A 22,985-nucleotide genomic window follows, 5' to 3' on the forward strand; every position below is an offset into this window, starting at 1 on the left:
ATTCACAAGCAGTCCTAGCTATGAAGAGCGGCGATACTGCGTATGCCCATGTAAAGCGAATGTCATCACAATGTTTACGCGATGTTCATCGCATGGGCTCGCTTGGTCTAAGTGCGCAAGTCAGCACACTTACGGGGCGTCCGGAAATTCGGATGCAGCGACGATGTGGTCGGGTTCTGTTGGGTGTCGTCAGCGCTGCGGATGTGCATCGGAGCCGCGCACTGAGGGCGGCGTTCTCGCCCTATGCGCTGAAAGGCATTTCTCGAATTTGCTTTATAACGACGCGTTGCCGGACGTTAGTCTCGGGGAGAGCGTCCGTTGACGCGCGGGCGCACCTGCACGCGCCGTTGAACTGCACTTTAAAGTGACGTGGATCACATAACGAGATTTGTCGGGATTTCCTTACAGGGTGGCCCCTACACGGCGCGTTGACCTGTTCTTAACACTGCATCACAGTTGCGCCGCACTCACTGGTCCGACGGGTTGTGCCGCCGTTTTGGCGGCCAGGACGGTGGTGCGAGCAACGGCGTGTCGAGGCGTGGCCGTTGTACGGGGGCATGACTGATGTGGACGCGATCGGCGGCGTTGGCGCTGGCGGCTTGCCTATGGGCGATCGCCGGGCCGGCGGCTGCACAACAATCGGCACCGACCAGCCTGGACCGGCAGGAGCAGCTGCGCCAGGCCGAAGAGATCCAGCGTCGGCAGGAGCAGGAGCGCCAGGCGCCCTTCGCCGGGCCGCGCGACGACACCGAGCGTGTTGATGCGCGCAGCACGCTGCTCCCGGCGGAAGAGCTGTGCTTTTCGATCACCCGCGTGCGTTTGTCGGGTGCGGGCGACGACGCTGCGCGCTTCGCGTGGCTGTGGAAATCGCTGCGCCGTTATGAGGGGCGTTGCATCGGCCGCGCCGGGGTCGACATCATTCGCCGCCGCGCACTGGACCAACTGGTCGCGCGCGGCCTTGTCACCACCCGCATCGGCATCCCCGAGCAGGACCTGTCGCGCGGCGAATTGCGCCTCGAACTGATGCCCGGGCGTCTGCGTGCGGTGCGCGTGGTCTCCGATACCGGTGGCGCGCACTGGAAAACGGCCTTGCCGTTGCGCAGTGGTGACCTGTTGGACCTGCGCGCGATCGAACAGGCGGTAGAACAGTTCAAGCGCCTCCCATCACAGGATGCCAAGATCGACATCGCCCCGGGCGACGCACCGGGCGAATCGGATCTGGTGATCACCTTGCAACATGGGCGACGCTGGCGCGGTGTGGTCAACGCCGAGGATTCGGGCGTGGAAGCCACCGGGCGCGTGCAGGGCGGGCTGGATGTGTCGCTGGACAATCCGCTGGGTCTCAACGACCTGCTGAGCATCGGCTACAGCCACGATCTGGCCACCCGCGACGAAGAGCGCGGCACGCGTGGCAACAGCCTGAGCTACAACCTGCCGTGGGGATGGTGGACGCTGGCGTTGTCGGCATCGTCCTATCGCTATCACCAGCGCGTCGATGGCTTCTTGCAGACCTTCCAGTCCAGCGGCGAATCGAGTAACGCGCAACTGGATATCCAGCGCGTGCTGCACCGTGATGGCACCAGCAAGACCTCGGCCGGGGTCACCATCGGCCGCCGGCGGGCGCGCAGCTATCTGGATGGCGTGGAAATCGGCATCCAGCGGCGTGACACCAGCAGCGCGGAGTTCTACTTCACCCATCGGCGCTACCTGGGCGCGATGCAACTGGACGTGCGCATCGCGCACCGGCGCGGCACGCCGTGGTTCAACAGCCAATGGACCGGGTACGACCCGCAGATCGGCTTCCCCACGTTTCGTTATGGCGTCACCACGCTGGATGTCAGCACCGCATTACCGTTCAAGCTGGGCCCGGTGCCGATGGCATGGGAAAGCAGCCTGCGCGCGCAGACCGCCGGCGAACTGTTGCTTGGCTCCGAGTTCGTGACCATCGGCGGCCGTTACAGCGTGCGCGGATTCGATGGTGAAGCGACGCTGGGTGCGGAAAAAGGCGCGTACTGGCGCAATACCCTGAGTTTTCCGGTGCAACGGATCGGCCTCACGCCTTACCTGGGGCTGGATGCGGGCCGGATCGATGGCACCAGTGCCAGCGGGCTGCGCGGTCGCAGTCTGGTGGGCGGGGCATTGGGTCTGCGTGGCGGCTGGTTCGGCGCCAGTATCGATGCATTTGCCGGCTGGGCGATCCATCGCCCCGACGGCTTTGGAAGCGCGCAGCCGGCCTACGGCGCGCGGGTGATCTACCAGTTCTGACATGGATCGTGCTGCCAGCCGGCAGTGCGCGAGTTGATTGATGCCGTCGACAGGCGGCGAGAGAGAAATGATGGACAGCGAAGCGATGAGCGTGCGTGGTTACATGGCCGAATACAGCAAGCGCGCTCTGGCGCTGATGCTGTGCGTCACCGTGACCTGGACATCGTTTCCGGCGTGGGCGCAGGTCGCACCCACCCCCAATCCCGGCGGGCAGACGCCTGGCCAGCAGGTGGCAGCCAACGGCGTGCCGGTGGTGGACATCGTCGCACCCAACGCGCGCGGCATTTCGCACAATCGCTACAGCAATTTCAATGTCGGCCCGAACGGGCTGATCCTCAACAACAGCGCGCAGATCTCAAAGACCGAGCTGGGCGGTTACGTTGCCGGCAACAACAATCTGCAGCGCAGCGGTGCTGCTTCGCTGATCCTCAACGAGGTCACATCGGCGAGCAGCCGGCTGCAGGGGTACACCGAAATCGCCGGCGCCAAGGCGCAGTTGGTGATCGCCAACCCTAACGGCATTTCCTGCGATGGCTGCGGGTTCCTCAATACCTCGCGCGTCACGCTCACCACCGGTACGCCGAACCTTGGAAGCGATGGCGGCTTGAATGGTTTCACCATCACCGGTGGCGCGCTCAGCATCGGTAGCAACGGCCTGGACGCATTCAATGTGGATCGTCTGGATCTGCTCTCGCGGCAACTCGGTGTCGACGGCTCGATCTGGACCAAGGAACTGGTGGGCAGCGCAGGTGCCGGGCGTATCAATGTCGACGGCATGCTGCTGGATGTGTTGCCTGGCACCGATGGCGCAGCACCGTCGATCGGCATCGACGTGGCGCAGCTGGGCGGCATGTATGCCGACCGCATCCGCCTGATCGCCACCGAAGCTGGCGTTGGTGTGGTCAGTCGCGGCACCCTGGCGGCACAGAGCGGGGATCTACAGATCGATACTGCCGGCCAGGTGAGCCTGAGCGGTACCAGCGTGGCGCGCGATGGCGTGAACGTGCGTGCGTCCGGCGGTCTGGATCAACGCGGTGTGCTCGGCTCACAGCAGGGCGATGTGACCCTGCGGGCTGCGCGCATGAATCTTGCGGGAGACCTGGTGGCTGCTGGCGCACTGGATGCGCAGGCCAGCGGTGCCCTGAATCATGTTGGCCGTAGCAGCGCAGGAGCGATCCGTCTGTTCGGTTCTGAACTGGCCGCCGATGGCAGCCTGCATGCCACCGGCACGCTGGAGCTGGGCGCCGACGGCGTGTTGCGCAGCGCCGGCGTGGCTTACGGCGGCGCGGGCGTTACCGCACGTGCGAACCGGATCGGACTGTCGGGCATCCTGCAGAGTGGTGGCGCGATTGCGTTGAATGCCGGCGCGATCGATGCACTCGGTACGCTGGATGCGGCAACCGCATTGCGCGTTGTCGGCAGCGACGCCGTGCGCCTGGGCGGGCTCGCACAAGCCGGGCAGGGCGCGGACGTGCAGGCCGGTGGTCGCCTGGAGGTGCAGGGGCAGTTGATCGCTGCGGAGACGGTTGCACTGAACGCTGGCGTGATCGACATTGCGCAACGTGGCGCGGTCTCTGCGGGCGGCGACCTGGATTTGCGGGCCGGCGCATTGAACACCAACGGTAGCGGCCATGCAGGGCGCGATCTGCGTCTTCAGGCCGGCACGGTGACCGCGGCCGGCAGTCTGTCCGCCGCGCGCGATGTGCAGGCGACCGTGACAGGCAGCCTGCTCAACAGCGGCACGCTGGTCGCGGGCAATGCGCTGACCGTGGATGCGGCGCAGCTGGAGAGCCGCGGGGACCTGGGCAGCCAACGCGGCGATGCCACGTTACGCAGCCGCGGCGCCATGCGGCTGGCCGGCAATACCGTGGCGGCAGGGGCATTGGCAGTGGACGCCGGTGCCGATGCGCAGGTGTCAGGGACCCTCAATGCCGCAAGCGTGAGCCTGCGCAGCGGCGGCGATGCCAGTGTGTCCGGCACCCTGCAGGCCACGCGTGGCGCGCTGAGCGTGACCTCCGGCGGGGTGCTGGCCAGCGATGCCATCATGCAGTCGACGGGCGCCTTGGATCTCGCGGCAGGCGGCGCACTGCGCCAGCGCGGGCAATTGCGCAGTGCCGGCGCGCTGCAGATGCGTGGCGCGGCGATCGATCACGACGGAGTGATCGACGCGGGCGGCGATCTGCGCATCGCAAGCAACGGCGACCTGTCGCTCGGTGGCACCGTACAGAGCGTAGGTAACGCAGCGCTGGGGGCCGGCGCTTCGCTGGACAATCGTGCCAACGTGGTCGCCACTGGCGGACTGCAGGTAGACGCGGGCGTCTTGCGCAATGCCCAGGGTGCGGTGTTCTCGTCCGACGCCGATATGCGTGTTGCCACCGCCGGCGCGTTGGACAACGCGGGCAGCCTGTACGCGGGCAACGCCCTGCAGATCACTGCCGACACAGTGACCCAGAGCGGCCGTCTCGGTGCCGGCAATACGCTCTCGGCGTCGGTTGCCGGGGCGCTCGTCAACACCGGGAATGTCGTGGCCGCCAACGCCTTGCAGATCGATGCGGGCAGTCTGCGCAGCACTGGGCAGCTTGGCAGCCAGGCGGCCCAGGTGCGCCTGGCGAGCCAAGGTGACATGGCCTTGCAAGGGGTGACGGCTGCGGGAACCACGTTGCAGGCCACTGCTGGTGGAGACCTGCAGCAGGCCGGATCGACGACGGCACAGGCGATCGTCCTGACGGCCGGGCGTGACCTCAGCGCCACCGGCTCGCTGCAATCGGCGTCCACCCTGGACGTGCAGGCCCAGGGTGCATTGGCGTTTGCCGGACAAGGCCGTGCAGGGAGCGACGCGTCCTTGCGCGCCGGCACCTTGAGCACGAGCCAGGACGCGGTGCTGCAGGGCGGTGGTGCCGTCACGGTACAAGCGGCGGCAATCGACAGCCGCGGCACGCTGGACGCCGGCGGCGATCTGCAGATGCGTAGCGATGGCGATCTGCAGTTGGCCGGCGTGGTGCAGGGCGGCCGCGATGTCGGTCTGGCCGCTGGCGCTACGGTCAGCAATGCCGCACGCATCGTTGCCGGTCGCGACCTGGCGCTGCGGGCGCAGCGTCTGGACAACCTGTCCGCTGGCGTGCTGGCGGGCGAGGGCGATGTAGCCGTGACCACAGCTGGCCAGCTCAGCACCGCCGGGCGCATACAGGCGGGTGGCGATGTGCAGCTCACTGCTGCGGCGCTGGACCAGAGCGGCAGCGTGTCTGCCGGCAAGAGCATGCATGTCGGCGCCGCCGGCACGCTGGACAATCGCGGGACGTTGATCGCCAAGGACGCGATGCAGGTCGACGCAGCCATCTTGCGCAGCAGCGGTCAGCTGGGCAGCGAGCGTGCCGATGTTGCGTTGACCAGCCAGGGCCTCATGCAGCTCGATGGCGTCGTTTCGGCAGCAACGGCATTGCGTGCTGCTGCCGGTAGCGATTTCCAGCAGGCCGGCTCGCTCAATGGGCAGTCCGTGTCGGTGCAGGCTGGTCGCGATATCACTGTCGATGGCACCTTGACGTCGGCCTCCGTGCTGGATCTTCAGGCACAGCGTGCACTCGCGTTGCATGGGCAGGCCTCGGCTGTGGGACCTGCCGCGCTGGCCGGTACTACCGTGACGACTGGAAACGCCTCCATCCTCAAGAGCGGGGCCGGCATCACCTTGGATGGCGGTGCGATCGACAGCCGTGGCGCGCTCGATGCCGCTACCGATCTGAGCGTGCGCAGTGCAGGCGATCTGACCCTGGCCGGCGTTGCCCAGGCCGGGCGCGATGTAACGCTGACCGCCAACGGCGCGTTGCGCAATGGCGCGCAAGTGGTGGCAGCCCGCGACCTCAGCGTGCAGGCCGCCAGCGCTGAAAACATGGCCGATGCCACGCTTGGCGCGTTGCGCGATTTGCGCCTTGATGTCGCCGGCGTGCTGGACAACGGCGGCAATCTGCATGGGGAACGCGGGCTCGCGCTGTCGGCAGGCTCGCTCTTGCAGCGCGGTCGCCTGTACAGCGGTGACGCGGTGTCCATTGCATCGACCGGCGCCTTCGACAATCGCGGTCAGCTGGTTTCGGGCCAGGGTCTGACCATCGCCGCTGGCAGCATCATCAGTACTGGCCAGCTCGGATCGGTGAATGGCGCACTGACGCTCACCAGCCAGAACGGCATCGATCTGCAAGGCGTGGTGTCGGCAGCGACCGCGCTGCAGGCCACGGCGGGCGGTGACCTGGTGCAATCCGGTTCGCTTAGCGCGCAAACCATCGGCCTGCAGGCTGGTCGCGACCTTACCGCTGGCGGCACCCTGCAAGCGACATCCACGCTGGATCTGCAAGCGCAGCGTGCCCTGGTGTTGAACGGCCAGGCGCAGGCGGGCAGCGATGCCGCGTTGCGCGGCGCCAGCATCGCCACCGGCAACGCCGCCATCGTGAAAAGCGCTGGGCTGATCACCCTGGACGGTGCTGCCATCGATAGCCGCGGCACGCTCGATGCGGGCAGTGACCTGCGCATGCGCAGCACCGGCGGGCTTACCCTGGCGGGTGTGGCGCAAGCCAATCGCGATGTCGTGCTCAGCGCCGATGGCGTGTTGAGTAACGCCAGCCAGGTCGTTGCAGGCCGCGATCTTTCGGTACAGGCTGGCGCGATCGCCAACGCGGCGACGGGTGCGCTGGCTGGCACGGGCAGCGTCACACTGGTCACTGGCGCACTGCAGAATGCGGGCAGCGTGCAGAGCGGTGACGACCTTCGCCTCACTGCCGCCAGCATCGATCAGAGCGGTTCTGCAGTGGCGGGCAATGCGTTGAACGCAACCGTCACCGGGCTTGTTGACAACCGCGGCAGCCTGGTCGCCAAGAACGCCTTGCTGATCGACGCGGGTGGTCTGCGAAGCAGTGGCCAGCTTGGCAGCGAAACCTCCACCGTCACCCTGACCAGCCGCGGCGACATCGGCTTGCAAGGTGTGGTGGCCGCGGCAACCACGCTGCAGGCAACCGCAGCAGGCGATCTGCAGCAGGGCGGTTCGCTCAAGGCGCAATCGGTCACGTTGCACGCCGGCCGCGACCTCGTCGCAGCGGGAACGCTGCAGTCGGCCGCGCAACTCGATCTGCAGGCGCAGCGCACCCTGGCATTCAACGCACAGGCCGCCACCGGCGGCGACGCAACGCTGCGCGGCGCCACCGTCACTACCGGACAGGGCGCCGTGCTGCAGAGCGGTGGCGCGATCAGCCTGGACGGCGCGGCGATCGACAGCCGCGGCGCACTGGATGCGGCGACAAATATCGCTCTGCGCAGTACCGGCAACCTGGCAGTTGCCGGAGTGGCCCAGGCCGATCGTGCGGTGCTGCTGAGCGCGGCAGGCGCACTGACCAATGCAGCACAGGTGGTCGCCGGCCAAAGCCTGAGCGTCACCGCTGCCAGCGCAAGCAATACAGCTACCGGCGTGTTGCTCGCGCAAGGCGATACCACGCTGACCATTGCAGGGTTGCTCGACAATGCCGGCGCACTACGTGCAGGCAATCAACTGACGCTCGGCGTCGGCGCGCTGCGCCAGACCGGCCAGGCCTACGGCCTGCAGCGCCTGGGGTTGACTGCATCGGGTGCGGTGGATAACCGCGGCGATCTGATCGGCGGCAACGGCCTGCGGGTGGAAGCCGGCCAGCTGAGCAGTAGTGGCCAGCTGGGGAGCGAGCGTGGCGATGTCGCCTTGATCAGCCGCGGTAACCTGCAGCTCGGCGGCAGTCTTGCCGCGGCTGGCGCATTCTCCGCACAGACCGACGGGACGTTGGCGCAGAGCGGCACACTCAGTGCGGGCAGCGTGCTGGATCTACGCGCGAAGAACGACCTCACCGTTGCAGGCCAGCTATCGGGTCAACAGATCACGCTGGCAAGCGAGACGGTGCTGCGTCAGCAAGGCGTCGTCACCGGCGCCACAGTGGGCCTGCAGGGCGCACGTATCGAAAACGCGGGCCAGACCACGGCAGCAGGCAACTTGAGCCTGCGCGCAGGCGAGATCGGCATCGCCGGCACCGTGGGTGCGGGCATCGCCAGCGATGGCAATCTGGGTGCCGGGAGCACCTTGAGCCTGATCGCCGATCGTCAGTTGAGCGCCTCCGGCCGGCTGCTGGCAGGTGGCAATCTGGTTGCCCAGGGCGCTGGGCTGCAGCTGGCAGGTGCCAGCACGCGCGCAACCGGCAACGTGGCCCTCACCACTGCCGGAAGCCTCGATCATCGCGGCGGCGATCTGCTTGCAGGCGGCACCTTGACCGTGCAGGCCGGGGGGAGCATCGATAACGGCCGCCTCAATGGTGTCGGCGGCCAATTGCAGGCCACGCAACTCGGTCTCGATGGCGGCAGCTTGAACAATGCGGGCGGCCGCATGGTACAGAGCGGCAGCGGTGCGACCCGCGTCAGCATCGGCGGCGCATTCGACAACACCGGCGGAACCCTGGCCAGCAACGGTCAGGACCTCACGGTCACGGCCGCGAGCCTGGAGAATGCGCAGGGGCGGATCGAGCACGCGGGCACCGGCACCGCGGCGGTGACCAGCCGCGGCGCGTTGGGAAATGTCGGCGGGCGCATCGTCACCCAGGGCGTGCTCAACATCGGCGCCAGCGGTGGCTTGAACAATCAGAACGGCACGGTTGCCGCTGCTGGCGATGCAACGCTGACCGCGGCCAGCCTCAATAACGTCGGTGGCTCGGTCGCCGCACGCGGATTGAGCGTGCAGAGCGGGGGGACTGTCGACAACCGTAGCGGCCTGCTGCAGGCCAGCGGCGGCGCGTTGACAGTGCGTGCCGACAGCCTCAGCAACAGCGGCGGCACGGCGCAGGCAGTGACCAGCGGCGGCACGGGCGGCAGCATGCGCGTCGAGCTCAATCGTGGCCTGGACAATGGCAGCGGCATCATCGGTGCCAGCACCGACGCGGTGATCACTGCAGAAAACATCAGCAGTACCGGTAGCCTGCAGGCAGGGCGCGATCTCGGCATTACCGCGCGCGGCCAACTGGACAATCATCAAGGCGGCAAGCTCAGTGCGGGCCGCGACCTCAACGTGGCCGTCACCGGCGCGCTGCTCAACAGCGGCGGCCAGCTCGATGCCGGCAACACGCTGACCGCCTCCGGCGGGCTGATCGACAACACCCAAGGCAGTATCGTTAGCAATGGCGGTGGCCTGACCCGTATCACTACTGGTGGTGCGTTGACCAACACCGGCGGCAATCTGGGTGGCCGTGGCAGCGTGGTGATCGATGCGGCCAGCATCGCCAACACCGGCGGCCAACTGGTTGCCGGCGGCGACCTGATTGCGGGCACCAATGCACTGAACAATCAGGGCGGCAGGGTCTATGCCGGTGCCAACTTCCTTCTGCAGCGTGCGGGTGCCTCGCTGGATAACCGCAACGGCACTATCAAGGCCGAACAGGCGGTCCGCCTGAATCTGCAAAGCCTCAGCAATGCCGGCGGCCAGATCGGCGCCGGCAGCACGACGGGCGGTGCTGGCGATGTGGTGATCGATACCGTGGGCTTCGACGGCGGCGGCAGCATCCTGGCGCAGAACCTGCTCGACCTGACCCTGCGCAGCGACTACACGCATCGCGCTGGCGCGGACCTGGTCAGCAACGGAAACTTCAACCTGCACGTGGGCGGCAATCTGGTCAACGAGTCCACGCTCAAGGCCGCACGCACGCTGGATATCATCGCCGGCAGCATCACCAATCGCGCCGGTGCCAACATCCTGTCCAGCGACACCCGTCTCAACGGCGGCAACGTCATCGACAACGCCGGCAGCATTTCCGGCAACAGCGCGTTGTCGCTCGTCGCCAACAGCGTTTACAACACCGGCAGCATCGTCGGCGGCAATGTCTCGATAAATACCGGCACGCTGGTCAACGGCGCCGATTTCGGCGGTGCGACCGACAACGCCGCCTATGGTTCGGCCTTGCTCGGTTCCACCGGCAACATGAGCCTGATCGTGCGCGACCAGCTGCTCAACCGCGATGCGCGCATCTTCAGCCTGGGCAGTATCGCGATTGGTGGTGCGCAGGATGGTGGTGGCACGCTGGTAGCGCGTACGGGCGTGGTGAATAACCTCTCTGGCAGTATTGAGGCGGATGGGGATGTCTTGATGGCGGCTGGCCAGATTAATAATCGTCGCCGGGTGGTCAATGCTGTGACGGGGCCGCTGTCTGATGCGGAGCGTGCAGCAGCTAACGCTGCCTTGCCAATCGAAGAGTTGACCCCTAAGCAGCCAATTCCTGAAAATCCGCGCGGAGAGAATATTGGATACTCGATACCGTTAGGCTCTTATCGGGTCTATGACGTGAGAGAGCAAGAGCGTCTGATCAGTGCAAGCTCCGAAAGCCGGATTGCATCAGGCGGAAACTTGGCTATATCGGGCACTTTGAGAAACTTCGCGTCCGCGGTAGCTGCCGGAGCTAATCTTTTCTTAAACACAAGAGGTGTCGGTGGAATTGCTGACCATGTTTATACGGGTCAAGAGGCAGTATTTAACGATTCACTTGCTCTAAAGCAGACCACAAACTATGTGGATGTCGAAGAAAGCTACGTCCTGGATGAGAATAGCGATTGCGGGCAAGGAATAGAAAATCGAGGATGTACTTATAGTGTCCAGCAGGTTGAGATAGGATCAGGAACTTTAGATAGAAGCTATACCGCCCTAGGTGCCAGCATTACTGGCAACCAAGGCGTCAGCATCAACGGCGCGAACATCAGCAATGGCGCGGTTGGTATCGACGGGCGTGCGGTCAGCGGCGCATCGCTGGCCCCAGTCGGGGCGCGAGGCAGTCTGAGCGGCCGCGGCACGCAGGGCGCAGCGAGCGCGGGTCAGCAGGCAGTCATCGGTCGCGCCAATGGCGGCGCGAGCAGCATCCGTGTTGCCACCGGCACTAACGGCAGCGCAGGCACGCAAGTCGGCGCCAACACCCAGGACGCAACGCTGGGCACGTCGAGCGGCATCGTCAAGATGTCGGTCGCACCGGTCATGTCCAACGACAGCGGCCTGGTGCGTAGCACCGTCGATCAGACGAATGTGCAGACCACCGCCGCCGGCACCGGTGTCACGGCGGGTGGAAACGAAACCCGCACGCGCATCGATCCCGCCACCATTCCCGTGACCAACATCGTTGGCGGTGGGCAGACCTCGTTGACGCAGATCGATCTGCCCATCGGTGGGCTGTATCGCCTGTCCAACGGCACGGCAACCGATCGCACGGCGATGGGCCGCGCAGCCACCGGCTTGGGCGGCATCAACGCCTGGCGCAGCAATGGCCCGGGCCGTCGTTACCTGATCGAGACCGATCCGCGCTTCGTCAACTACGACAACTTCATCAGCAGCGACTTCCTGCTCGACAAGCTGGGTGTGGACCCGGAGTGGACCCAGACCCGCCTGGGCGATGGCTTCTATGAGCAGCGCCTGGTGTTGGACCAGATCACCCAGCTCACGGGTCGTCGTTATTTGGGCAACTACGCCGACGGCGTGGCGCAGTACCGCGCCTTGCTCGAGTCCGGTGTGGCTGCTGCAAGCCAGCTGCAGCTGAGCATGGGCGTTGGCCTAACTGCCGCCCAGGCGGCTGCACTCACGCAAGACATCGTGTGGATGGTGGAGCAGGACTACCAGGGCCAGAAGGTGCTGGTGCCGGTGGTCTACCTGGCCTCCAACTCGCTGCAGTTGCGTGGCAATGGTGCCTTGATTGCCGGCGGCAACGTCGAGCTCAACGCCAGCAATTCCATGAGCAACCAAGGCGTCATTGCCGGCGCCGACGTCAGCATCACCGCCGGCAATCTGCTCAACCAGGGCCGCATCAGCGGCACCGGTAGCGTGGCGCTGGAAGCACGTAACGACCTGCTCAACCAAGGGCAGATCCAGGGCCGCGACGTGGCACTGCTGGCAGGCAACAACTTGGTCAGCGAAGCGGCCAATGCCGTCAATGGCGTGGGCATCCTGTCCGGCATCACCGCCAGCAACACCCTGCAACTCATGGCCGGCAACGACATGACGCTGACCGGCACCCGCGTGCAGGCCGGCGGCAGTGCGGCGTTGATTGCAGGCAACAACCTCAGCCTCACACCCAGCGCCTTGCGCAACGACTACGGCCTGCTGCGTGGCGGCGATGCTGTCTCGATCACCACCGGCAAGGATCTGATCGTCTCCGCAGGCAATGACCTGCAACTGCATGGCGTGACCATCGCAGCAGGTGGCAGCGCTGCACTGCAGGCAGGTAACAACCTCTCGCTGAGTCCCACCACCGGCTTGGATGGCGAGGTCGCCACGCGTACCAACATCAGCACCGGCGACAGTCTGCAATTGACTGCCGGCAACGACCTGACCATTCGCCAGGCCGAAGTGAAGGCAGGCGGCGATCTGATCGCTGCAGCCGGCAACAACCTCAATGTCGAGTCCGTGCTCAACGACAGCGAGACCAACAGCTACAACTCGCGCAACGGCAAGACCCGCGTCACTACCACGACCACTACGCAAACCATCGACCAACAGGCGCTCACTGCCGGCGGCAACCTGATCCTCAGCGCCGGCAACGACGTCAATCTGGTCGCTGCCAAGCTCGATGCAGGCAAGGGCTTGGGGATCAGCGCCGGCAACGACATCAACGCCAGCACGCTGACCACGGTGGACACCAGTGATGTCCAGGAAACGCGCAAGCGCTTCAAGCAGACCACCGCTACCCGCGACGAAACCGTCCATGGCACCGAGTTCAGTGCCGGTGGCAACCTCGCCATGCAGGCGGGCAACGACATCACCCTCACCGCTGCATCGGCCGCCACCAAGGACGGCGGCATCACACTGGCCGCCGGCAACGACGTCAATCTGCTCGCCGCCAGCGAGCAGCACGACGCCGTGCAGGACATGACCAAGAAGAAGAAGGGCACGTTCAGCAGCAAGACCACGACGACGCATGACGAGTGGCACGACAACGTGGCGGTCACCACCACGCTCAGTGGCGACACCGTGCAGATTGCGGCGGGTAACGATCTGCTGTCGCAAGGCGCACAGGTCGCCAGCACCGGCGATGTGGTGTTGGCCGCTGGCAACAACCTCACGTTGGACACGGTGCAGAACACGCACAGCGAAGAGCATGAGAAGACCGTCAAGAAGTCCGGCCTCTACGGCGGCGGCGGATTCAGCGTCGCTTTGGGCGTCACCAAGAAAACCGACGGCTTGGACGTCACCGAGGTCACCAACAGCGGTAGCCTGATCGGCAGCACCGACGGCTCGGTGACGATGACTGCTGGCAACAAGGTAGCCATTACCGGCAGTGACGTGCTGAGCGCTACCAGCACTACCATCGTGGGTAAGGAAGTCACCATCGCCGCGGCGGAAAACACCGTGGACACGGTGCAGACATCCAAGCAGCAGAGTGCAGGCATCACCTTGGGATTGACCGGTGGGGTAGTGGCTGCGGCGGAAGCGGCCTATAGCGCGACCAAACGTGGTTCGGAGGTAGAAGACGATCGTCTAAAGGCACTTTACTCCGCCAAAGCAGGATATGCAGTCAGCGATGGCGTGGCCGAGTATCAGGCCGCTGCGGCCGCTGGCAGCAGTATGGGGGGGGTGAGTCTACGCATCGGGATCGGCGCAAGCAGTGCGTCGAGCAAGACGACCACGCATGAGGAAACCACTGGCGGTAGCCGCATCCTGAGTGATGGAAACGTCACCATCGCAGCGACGGGCGGTGACCTGAATGTCATCGGTAGCAAGATCAATGGTGAAAATGTCGCGCTCTCTGCAGCGAACGACCTCAACTTGCTGAGCAATTTGGAGACCAACACCAACAAGTCGGAGAACAAGAACGCGGGTGGCGAGATCGGTGTCAGCGTTGGTACGACCACAGGTGTGTATCTCACTGCTTATGCGGGCAAAGGTAGTGCCAAGGGCAATAGTGACTTACACGCTGAGAGCGTGGTGACCGCCAACGACAGTTTGACGTTGATCAGTGGCAACGACACCACGATCAAGGGCGCACAAGCAATCGGCGACAAAGTGCTGGCCGATGTCGGCGGTGACCTGCTGATACAAAGTGAGCAAGACACCAGCGACTACAAAAGCAAGCAGCAACAGGCGGGCATGACGTTGGTGTGGGGCTTTAGCGGCAGTAGCGCGAATTACAGTCAGCAGAAGGTCAATAGTAGCTACACGAGTGTCAACGAACAGAGCGGCATTCAGGCCGGCAATGGTGGGTTCGACATCAGTGTTGGCGGCAATACGCACCTCGTTGGCGGCGCCATTGCAAGCACGGCGGATGCGGTGCTCAATCGCCTGTCCACGGAAAGCTTGACGGTAGATGCTCTTCAAAACGAAGCCAAGGCAAAGGCGTCTAACATCGGTGTGGGCGCGGGAACCAGTGGTGCCGGGTTAGCGCAATCGGCCGCCAGTGCAGGGCTTAGCGCTCTGGGTAGCGCCAACAGTAATGCAACAAGTACTACTCGTAGTGATATTGCTGCTGGTGCTATTGACATACGTAGCAAGGATTTCAGCGCCCTGGAAGGCTTGGAACGCAGCGCTTCAGTGCTCGAGGGCAATAGTGTCAAGGCGATCGATACGAACAAGTTGCAGGAACAGATCGAGCTGAGCCAGGTTGCAGGGGAAGTCGGATTCCGTACTGCCAAGGAAGTGATTGCTGCACGACGTGACGCGGCAACAGAAGAGCTAAGAGCCGCAGCCGATGACTATCAGGCTGCCACAACCGATGAAGAGCGTGCGGCAGCAATGGCGCGGCGTGATTCCGCTCAATCCAGCCTTAAACAGTGGTCCGATGGCGGTAACGCCAAGATGGCAACGCAGGTACTAGCAGGCGTGTTCCAAGCGAGCCTTGGCGGGGGCAGTGCCCTCAGTGCTGCAGCTGGTGTGGCTGCCAACGAAGGATTCCTGACCAAGCTATCAGCAAGCATCAACAAAGGTGTGGATGGCGATGGTATTGCCCACGAAGGGGCGATGAACCTGGCCAGCATTGGCTTGGGTCTGATCGCCGGTGGTCTGTTGGGCGATGCCACGTCGGGTGCCATCGCTGCCAACACCTCTCAGCAGTATGGCTATTACGACTACCGGGACGGTAAGCGACAGCTGCTGGCCTCCGACGCTCTGCGCGCGATGGCCGGCGGTGACGAAGCCCTGTTGCAAGGCATGCGTACGCTGATCAACGAGGCAATCAAGAATGGTGCAGATCCGGCCAGCCTTGCGGCGGCGCTGACAACGCCTGGCGTCGCCAACAACATGGCCGGTATGGCGCTGGTTGAAGCATCGGCGCAGAGGGAATTCGGCAAGAGTTTCAGTGCGCTGGACATGGTGGATCAGAAGTCGGTTCTCGGGCTGCTGGGTAAGGTCTATGTTGAAGGCGCGCAAAGCATCGATCTTGATGGACAGCCTCTCGCTGCTATTGGAAGTGCCGAGAAGCTTCCAGCAGTAGAGGTAGTCGGTAAATCGTCCGGGGGGCTACTGCACGCCGGTCAGCTGGTCAGTGGGGTCATCGAGAGTGGTGGGCGAGGCGTTGAGAAAGCAAGCAACTGGCTGGGCCAAGACACAGCATTGGCGCTCGCTTACGTCGCGATGGCGGCAGCTGGCGGCCCGGTCAAGACCGTTGCGAGTACGCTGTTCGAAAACTCTGCGCCAGGCGAGTTCTTGCTGAACAAGAAACAGCAGTATCTCGTTGATCCGTTTGGAAATTTTATTGGGACTTATGGCTTAGGGGCTCAGGGCGAGCAGCAGCTGCAATCGGTACGGCCTGCTACCAGTCTGATGGCAGGCATGGGCGTCGATTCGATGGCGTCTGTTATCGGCGTTATCAGTACAGGGAAGGCAGCCAATAGCCTTCTTGAGAGTGCGCAGGGCATCGGTGGAAAGATAGATTCAGCCAAAGATGCGAAGAGCGCGCTTAATGATATCTCCAATAATACGCAAAGTATCAGGATTAATTCCAATGGCGCAGTTAAGGGGACGGCTGAGTTCGATATTCTGAATAATCCGGCAGCAAGAAGTCCTAATACTCACTATGTTCTCGATAACGGAAATTCGTTCAAGACAAACGCTGCCGGCCAAGTTGAGGAGTTGACATTTACGCCTTCCAATGTAAAGGTCCCACGTGATTCAAGGCAGACAGCAGCAGGTAGGGAAGGTCGTGATACTGACGTTGGAGGACATGCCCAGGCTTGTAGCCAGGGTGGATCGTGTGACGGATATAATCTCTTCCCGCAGAATGCTAATTTTAATAACTCGGCTTATAAAGTGTTTTATGAAAATGAAATAAAAAAAGCGTTGAACGATCCCGGGAAAGTGGTTGGGCCGACGACAATAAAGTTTGAAAGAGCTAATCCTAATTCATCCCGGCCAGATACTTTGAGCGTCACATACACGATTGATGGTAAAGTTAAAACAAGGGTTTTCGAAAACGAGCCGAATAAAATTCCTCTAGATAAATAAGCATGATTACTAAAGATATAGAGTTGTTAAATAAATTATTCAACGTGGTTCGGGATGGGATGTTAGGAGATTACGATCAATTAGAATATGAGGTTATCCTCGGCGATGGATACATCGATACGTCTCTCGTTGTTAAGTTAAATGGCGCGGAAGTTGATCAAAGCAACTATTCGATAAATAATTCGTTAATATATGGTTTGGTGAAATCATTGAAGGATAGCGCTAGTCAGCGCGGAGATTTTTGGAATTCTTTCGTGATTTCATTTACCGCTGATGAGCAAGTCAAGGTGAAGTTTAAATATAGTTAAACTTCGCGGAGGTTCATTATCATCTTTAGGATATTAGCTCAAGCTTCAAGAAGAAGAGGTGGGTGAAATGTGGGGGTGAGGTTATTCAAAAAGATATCAATCTGAATATTTGCAACTGGTAATCAGCAATGGCCCGGGCCTTCGTTACCTGATCGAGACCGATCCGCGCTTCGTCAACTACGACAACTTCATCAGCAGCGACTTCCTGCTGGACAAGCTGGGCGTGGACCCGGAGTGGACCCAGATCCGCCTGGGCGATGGCTTCTATGAGCAGCGCCTGGTGCTGGACCAGATCACCCAGCTCACGGGCCGCCGTTACCTGGGCAACTACGCCGACGGCGTGGCGCAGTACCGCGCCTTGCTCGAGTCCGGTGTGGCTGCTGCAGGCCAGCTGCAGCTGAGCATGGGCGTGGGCCTCACCGCCGCGCAGGCTGCTGCGCTCACGCAAGACATCGTGTGGATGGTGGAGCAGGACTACCAGGGCCAGAAGGTGCTGGTGCCGGTGGTCTACCTGGCCTCCAACTCGCTGCAGCTGCGTGGCAATGGTGCCTTGATTGCCGGCGGCAACGTCGAGCTCAACGCCAGCAATTCCATGAGCAACCAGGGCGTCATTGCCGGCGCCGACGTCAGCATCACCGCCGGCAACCTGCTCAACCAGGGCCGTATCAGCGGTACCGGCACCGTGGCGCTGGAAGCGCGTAACGACTTGCTCAATCAAGGCCAGATACAGGGCCGCGATGTCGCATTGGTCGCCGGCAACAACCTGGTCAGCGAAGCGGCCAAGGCCATCAATGGCGTCGGCATCCTGTCGGGTATAACCGCCAGCAACACTCTGCAACTGATGGCCGGCAACGACATGACGTTGACCGGCACCCGCGTGCAGGCGGGCGGCAGTGCGGCGTTGATTGCAGGCAACAACCTCAGCCTCACACCCAGCGCCTTGCGCAACGACAATGGCCTGCTCCGTGGCGGTGATGCTGTCTCGATCACCACCGGTAAGGACCTGATCGTCTCCGCAGGCAATGACCTGCAACTGCATGGGGTGACCATCGCAGCAGGTGGCAGCGCTGCACTGCTGGCAGGTAACAACCTCTCGCTGACTCCCACCACCGGCCTGGATGGCAAAGTCGCCGCGCGCACCAACATCAGCACCGGCGACAGCCTGCAGTTGACCGCCGGCAACGACCTGACCATCCGCCAGGCCGAGGTCAAGGCGGGCGGTGATCTGATCGCCGCAGCAGGCAACAACCTCAATGTCGAGTCCGTGCTCAACGACAGCGAGACCAACAGCTACAACTCGCGCAACGGCAAGACCCGCGTCACTACCACGACCACTACGCAAACCATCGACCAACAGGCGCTCACTGCCGGCGGCAACCTGATCCTCAGCGCCGGCAACGACGTCAATCTGGTCGCTGCCAAGCTCGATGCAGGCAAGGGCCTAGGCATCAGCGCCGGCAACGACATCAACGCCAGCACCCTGACCACGGTGGACACCAGCACTACATTGGAGACGCGCAAGCGCTTCAAGCAAACCACCAGCACCCGCGACGAAACCGTCCACGGCACCGAGTTCAGTGCCGGTGGCAACCTCGCCATGCAGGCGGGCAACGACATCACCCTGACTGCCGCATCGGCCGCCACCAAGGACGGCGGCATCACCCTGGCCGCCGGCAACGACGTCAACCTGCTCGCCGCCAGCGAGCAGCACGGTGCCGTGCAGGACATGACCAAGAAGAAGAAGGGCACGTTCAGCAGCAAGACTACGACCACGCATGATGAGTGGCACGACACGCTTGCCATCGGTACCGCGCTGAGCGGTGAGTCGGTCAACATCTCGGCTGGCAACGACGTGGCGGTGGTCGGCTCGACCATCCTCGCTGATGGCGATGTGCGCCTGGAGCAGGCAACAACGTCACCATCGAGTCCGCGCAGGACACCAGCAGCGCAGCGCATAGCTTTAGCCAGAAACGCTCGGGCCTGACTGGCAGCATCGGTGGCGGCGTGGCGAGCATTGGCTACAGCCACGCGCGTAGCAACAGCCAGAACTCGACCGACTCGGTCACCCAGGTCGCCTCGTCGGTTGGCTCGACCGATGGCAATCTGGTCGTCAGCGCAGGCAACCAGCTGACCATTGCCGCCTCGGATATCGGAGCGGGCAAGGATCTGACCCTGGCGGCCAAGGACATCGCGTTGTTGGCACGCCAGGACACGGTCGATAACGACGCCAGTCAGTCAAGCAAGTCGAATGGCTTCTCGATCGGCGTGACCTACGACCCGGGCGCCTCTTACCGCAGCGCCCGCGATTCGACCACCAAGAACATGGTCGATACCGGCTCGACCATGAGCAAGATCAGCCGCGATGCCGAAGGCGCCGCGGCCGGTACGATGGCCGCGATCACCCCGGTGGTTATCCAGGCCAGCAGCCATCGCTCCAATGCAGCGCAGAACGCAAGCACCAGCGACGCGCGGGTCAGCCAACTGGCAGCCGGCGGCAATCTCACGCTGCTCGCCAGCGACGGTTCGATCACCAGCCAGGGCACGCAGATGTCGGCCGAAGGCAACGCGCTGCTGCTGGCCAGCAAGGACATCGTGCTCGACGTTGCGCACAACACCCAATCCAGCGGCAATGCCAGCAACGGCAAGGGCTGGGGCTTCAACAATGCCGCCGGCTTGCCGTATGGAAATTACAACCAGCAAGGCACCGGCAGCGGGCAGACCGACACCATCACCGGCACCCAGTTGTCGGTGGGCGGCAACGCCAGCCTGACCACCACCCAGGGCGACATTGCACTGACTGCAAGCAACATCGCAGCCCAAGGCAATGTCAGCATGCGTGCGGCCGGCGACCTGACCATCCAGAGCGGGCAGGACATCCTGGGCAATGCCAACCAGTCCACCAGCAAGGGCATCGGCACGGTGGTCATCTCCGACACCGAGCGCTTTGCCGGCTACAACAAGAAGAACCACACCGACGACAATGCGCAAGTCTCTCAGGTGGCCAGCAACGTCGGCAGCTTGGGCGGCAATGTCAGCCTGACGGCTGGCGGTGCGTACACGCAGTCGGCCAGCAATGTGGTCGCTGCCAAGGATGTGGACATCACCGCCGCCTCGATCCAGTTGCTGACCGCCAATACCAGCAATTCCGCCTCGCAGCAGGACGATGACCTCAAGATCGGCGCCTTCGCGCGCATCAAATCGCCGCTGATCGATCTGATCAACAATGTGGACGATGCACGCAAGTCCGATGGACGCCTGGGGGCGATGCAGGGCATGGCGGCAGCGGCAAATGCCTATCAAACGGCGAAGGCTGTTCAAAGTGGCTCGCTGCTCAGCGTGGAAGCCGGCGTCGGCTTTGCCACCAGCGAAAGCAGCTTCAGCAGCGCCAGCCAACTCTCGCAGGGCTCCACCATCACCGGCGGTGGCAATGTGAGTTTGAAGACCACCGAAGGCGACCTGCGCATCGTGCAGGGCAACCTCAAGGCCGGCGACACACTAAGCCTGGATTCGGCACGCGATCTGGTGCTGGAAGCCGGCAACTCCAGCAACACCGAGCAGAGCAAGGGCAGTAATGCCGGCTTCGAAGTGGGTGTGGGTGCCTCGGTGGGCGCACAGACCGGTGTCTATGCCTATGTGCAAGCCAGTGCGGGTAGCCACAAGTCCAACGTGGACGGCAGCACCTGGCAGAACACACAACTCGCCGGCCAGGACATCGTCCTCAACTCTGAGGGCGACACCACACTGCGTGGCGCGGTGGTCAAGGGCGACCGGATCGATGCACAGGTTGGTGGCGACCTCACCATCGAATCGTTGCAGGACAAGCTCGACATCCAGTCCAAGGAAAGCAGTGTCGGTGGCCGGGTGCAGGTCTCAGCGGGTACCGCTTGGGATGCCAGCGGCTACGCAAGCGGCGCCAAGGCTAACGGCAACTACCTCGGTGTCGTTGAGCAGTCGGGCTTGTTTGCGGGCAACGGTGGCTATCACGTCACCGCCGGCAATGTGAACCTGATCGGCGGCGCGATCGCCAGCACCAATGCCGGTGCCAGCGAACTGACCGCCGACTCGCTGACGTTCACCGATCTGAAAAATCGGATGGACTACAGCACCGTGTCGGCGGCGATCAGTGGTGGTATCGGAAGCACCGGCGAAGGCGAGACCGATGCGAACGGCAAGCCCGTGCAGCAAAGCGTGGGCAATCAGTTCAGGGACATCGGCCACAACATCGTCAACGGTAACTACGGCGAGGCCAACTACAGCAGCTTCAACCCCGGCATCCCGGTCATGCAGAGTGGCAGCGACACCACGCTGACCCGCGCCACGTTGACAGAAGGCACCATCAAGATCGGCGGCAAGACCACCACGGCAGCGGCTCTGGGCATCAACACCGATGCCAGCGCTGCCCACGAAGCGGTAGCGGCGCTGCCGGACGTGCGCAAGATCCTGGGCGAGCAACAGGCAATGGCGGCTGCGACCGGCACGGTGATGAGCACCGCCAAGCAGATTGGCGATGACATTGCAGCCAGTGCAGATAGGAAGGTCAATGAGGCAGAGGCACAGTACAAAGGAAGTTTAAGCCCTGAAGAGGCGGACCGATTCGCGGGCTTGAGTACTGCCGACAAACAGCGGGAAATGCTGCAGAACAGTCCCGAGTACAGCGCGGCCTACACATCGCAACAACAGTGGGGCATCGGCGGCGACTACAGCCGAGCGTTGCAGGCGGTGACAACGGTGGTGGTGGGCGGCGTTTCCGGCCAAAGTGCTGGCCAGGTCGCCACCAATGCATTGGCACCTTACGCTGCGCAGCTGATTGGCAAGACCTTCGATGGAAGCCACGGCAGCGATCCCAATGCCGTTTTGCAGGGCTTATCGCATGCAGTCCTGGGAGCAGTCCTTGCGCAGGTCAACGGCGGCTCCGTGGCAGGCGGTGCCCTGGCAGGCGCCAGTGGCGAGCTGGCCGCACAATACTTGACCAAAACGCTCTACGGCGACGATCCGCGTGCCATCGACCCGGTGACGGGGAAGTTCAATCCGAACCTGCTGCCGGAACAGGACAAGCAGTTGATCGTGGCACTCTCCCAAGCGGTGGGCGCGCTGGCCGGCGGAATGACGGGCGGCAACTTGAAGAATGCACTGGTGGGAAGTGGGATTGCTGGAAATGCGGTGGAGAACAATTTCTTGGGGAACGCACAGAAGCAGCGGCTTGAATCGTTGCGTGCCAAATCCGAAGCGGATGGATTGACACCGCAAGAAGCAAAAGAATTGGTCATCCTGGATGTCAGTGACCAAGTGAGCGATGGTTTACTGGCGAGGTATCGTGCCGGCGAGCAACTGACTGCAGCGGACACGGAGAACCTGAAACTCTATCTTGGCGCCTACGCAGCCCAGAACGGAATCGATGCGGCAAGTGACCTGATCAAGAATGGATCGGTATCGACATCTGGATTTCCTTACGCGGGCTTGGGCGCCGATGAGCGAGCCTATGCAGATGCGAACTTCACGTGGAAGGACATGCTGTTCGGACACGACAAAAGTCCCAATGAACAGATCTTTACTGATGCGCGCATGAAGTCGGGCCTTTCCTACATTAGCGCTCCGAATGAAAGCCTGACGCCTTTTGCAATGGAGCTTTCAAGAAAGCTCGCCGTGCTTGATGCGATTGGGGATGGCGTCTCGGCGGCGATCGTCTACGGTTTGGCTGAGGCCACGGGGACGAGAGCTGAAACGCGTGACTTGCTGACACTCACAATTGGGCAGCTATCAGACATTGGAGCATCGGTCATTTTGCCAAGGACAGGGATTTTGGTGGAGACGTCGGCAAAGGTACCCGGGATCAAGAACCTGTCGACGGTTAATGCTGTTGTTGATGCGGCGGTTGTGAGTGAGGAGTCTACAGGGATTAAATTTGGTGGCGGTGTGCAGGCACAAGGCAAGCCATTCGAGGATTTCGTGCAGTCTACGCT

At 62.8% G+C, this 22,985-nt stretch carries 2 protein-coding genes and 4 pseudogenes; all 6 read left to right on the plus strand.

What is annotated here, in order from left to right:
- Nucleotides 1–564: 564 nt before the first annotated feature.
- The gene (locus tag ACCQ12_RS09000) at nt 565–2,265 is read left to right on the plus strand and encodes a ShlB/FhaC/HecB family hemolysin secretion/activation protein (RefSeq protein ID WP_372383419.1); all 1,701 of its coding nucleotides are present in this window, start codon (nt 565–567) and stop codon (nt 2,263–2,265) included.
- A gap of 70 nt (nt 2,266–2,335) precedes the next feature.
- A pseudogene (locus ACCQ12_RS09005) lies at nt 2,336–10,444 on the plus strand (two-partner secretion domain-containing protein); the annotation flags it as partial.
- Between the two features lie 123 nt (nt 10,445–10,567).
- Nucleotides 10,568–14,944, plus strand: a pseudogene (locus tag ACCQ12_RS09010) (hemagglutinin repeat-containing protein); the annotation flags it as partial.
- A 1,401-nt stretch (nt 14,945–16,345) separates the two neighbouring features.
- A pseudogene (locus tag ACCQ12_RS09015) lies at nt 16,346–16,717 on the plus strand (DNA/RNA non-specific endonuclease); the annotation flags it as partial.
- A 2-nt stretch (nt 16,718–16,719) separates the two neighbouring features.
- Nucleotides 16,720–17,025, plus strand: coding sequence for a hypothetical protein (locus ACCQ12_RS09020; RefSeq protein WP_047697854.1), 306 nt, complete (start codon nt 16,720–16,722; stop codon nt 17,023–17,025).
- A gap of 223 nt (nt 17,026–17,248) precedes the next feature.
- Nucleotides 17,249–22,203, plus strand: a pseudogene (locus tag ACCQ12_RS09025) (hemagglutinin repeat-containing protein); the annotation flags it as partial.
- Nucleotides 22,204–22,985 lie beyond the last annotated feature (782 nt).

The sequence above is a fragment of the Xanthomonas sp. NCPPB 1068 genome (genome assembly GCF_041479385.2).
GTDB lineage: Bacteria > Pseudomonadota > Gammaproteobacteria > Xanthomonadales > Xanthomonadaceae > Xanthomonas > Xanthomonas cannabis.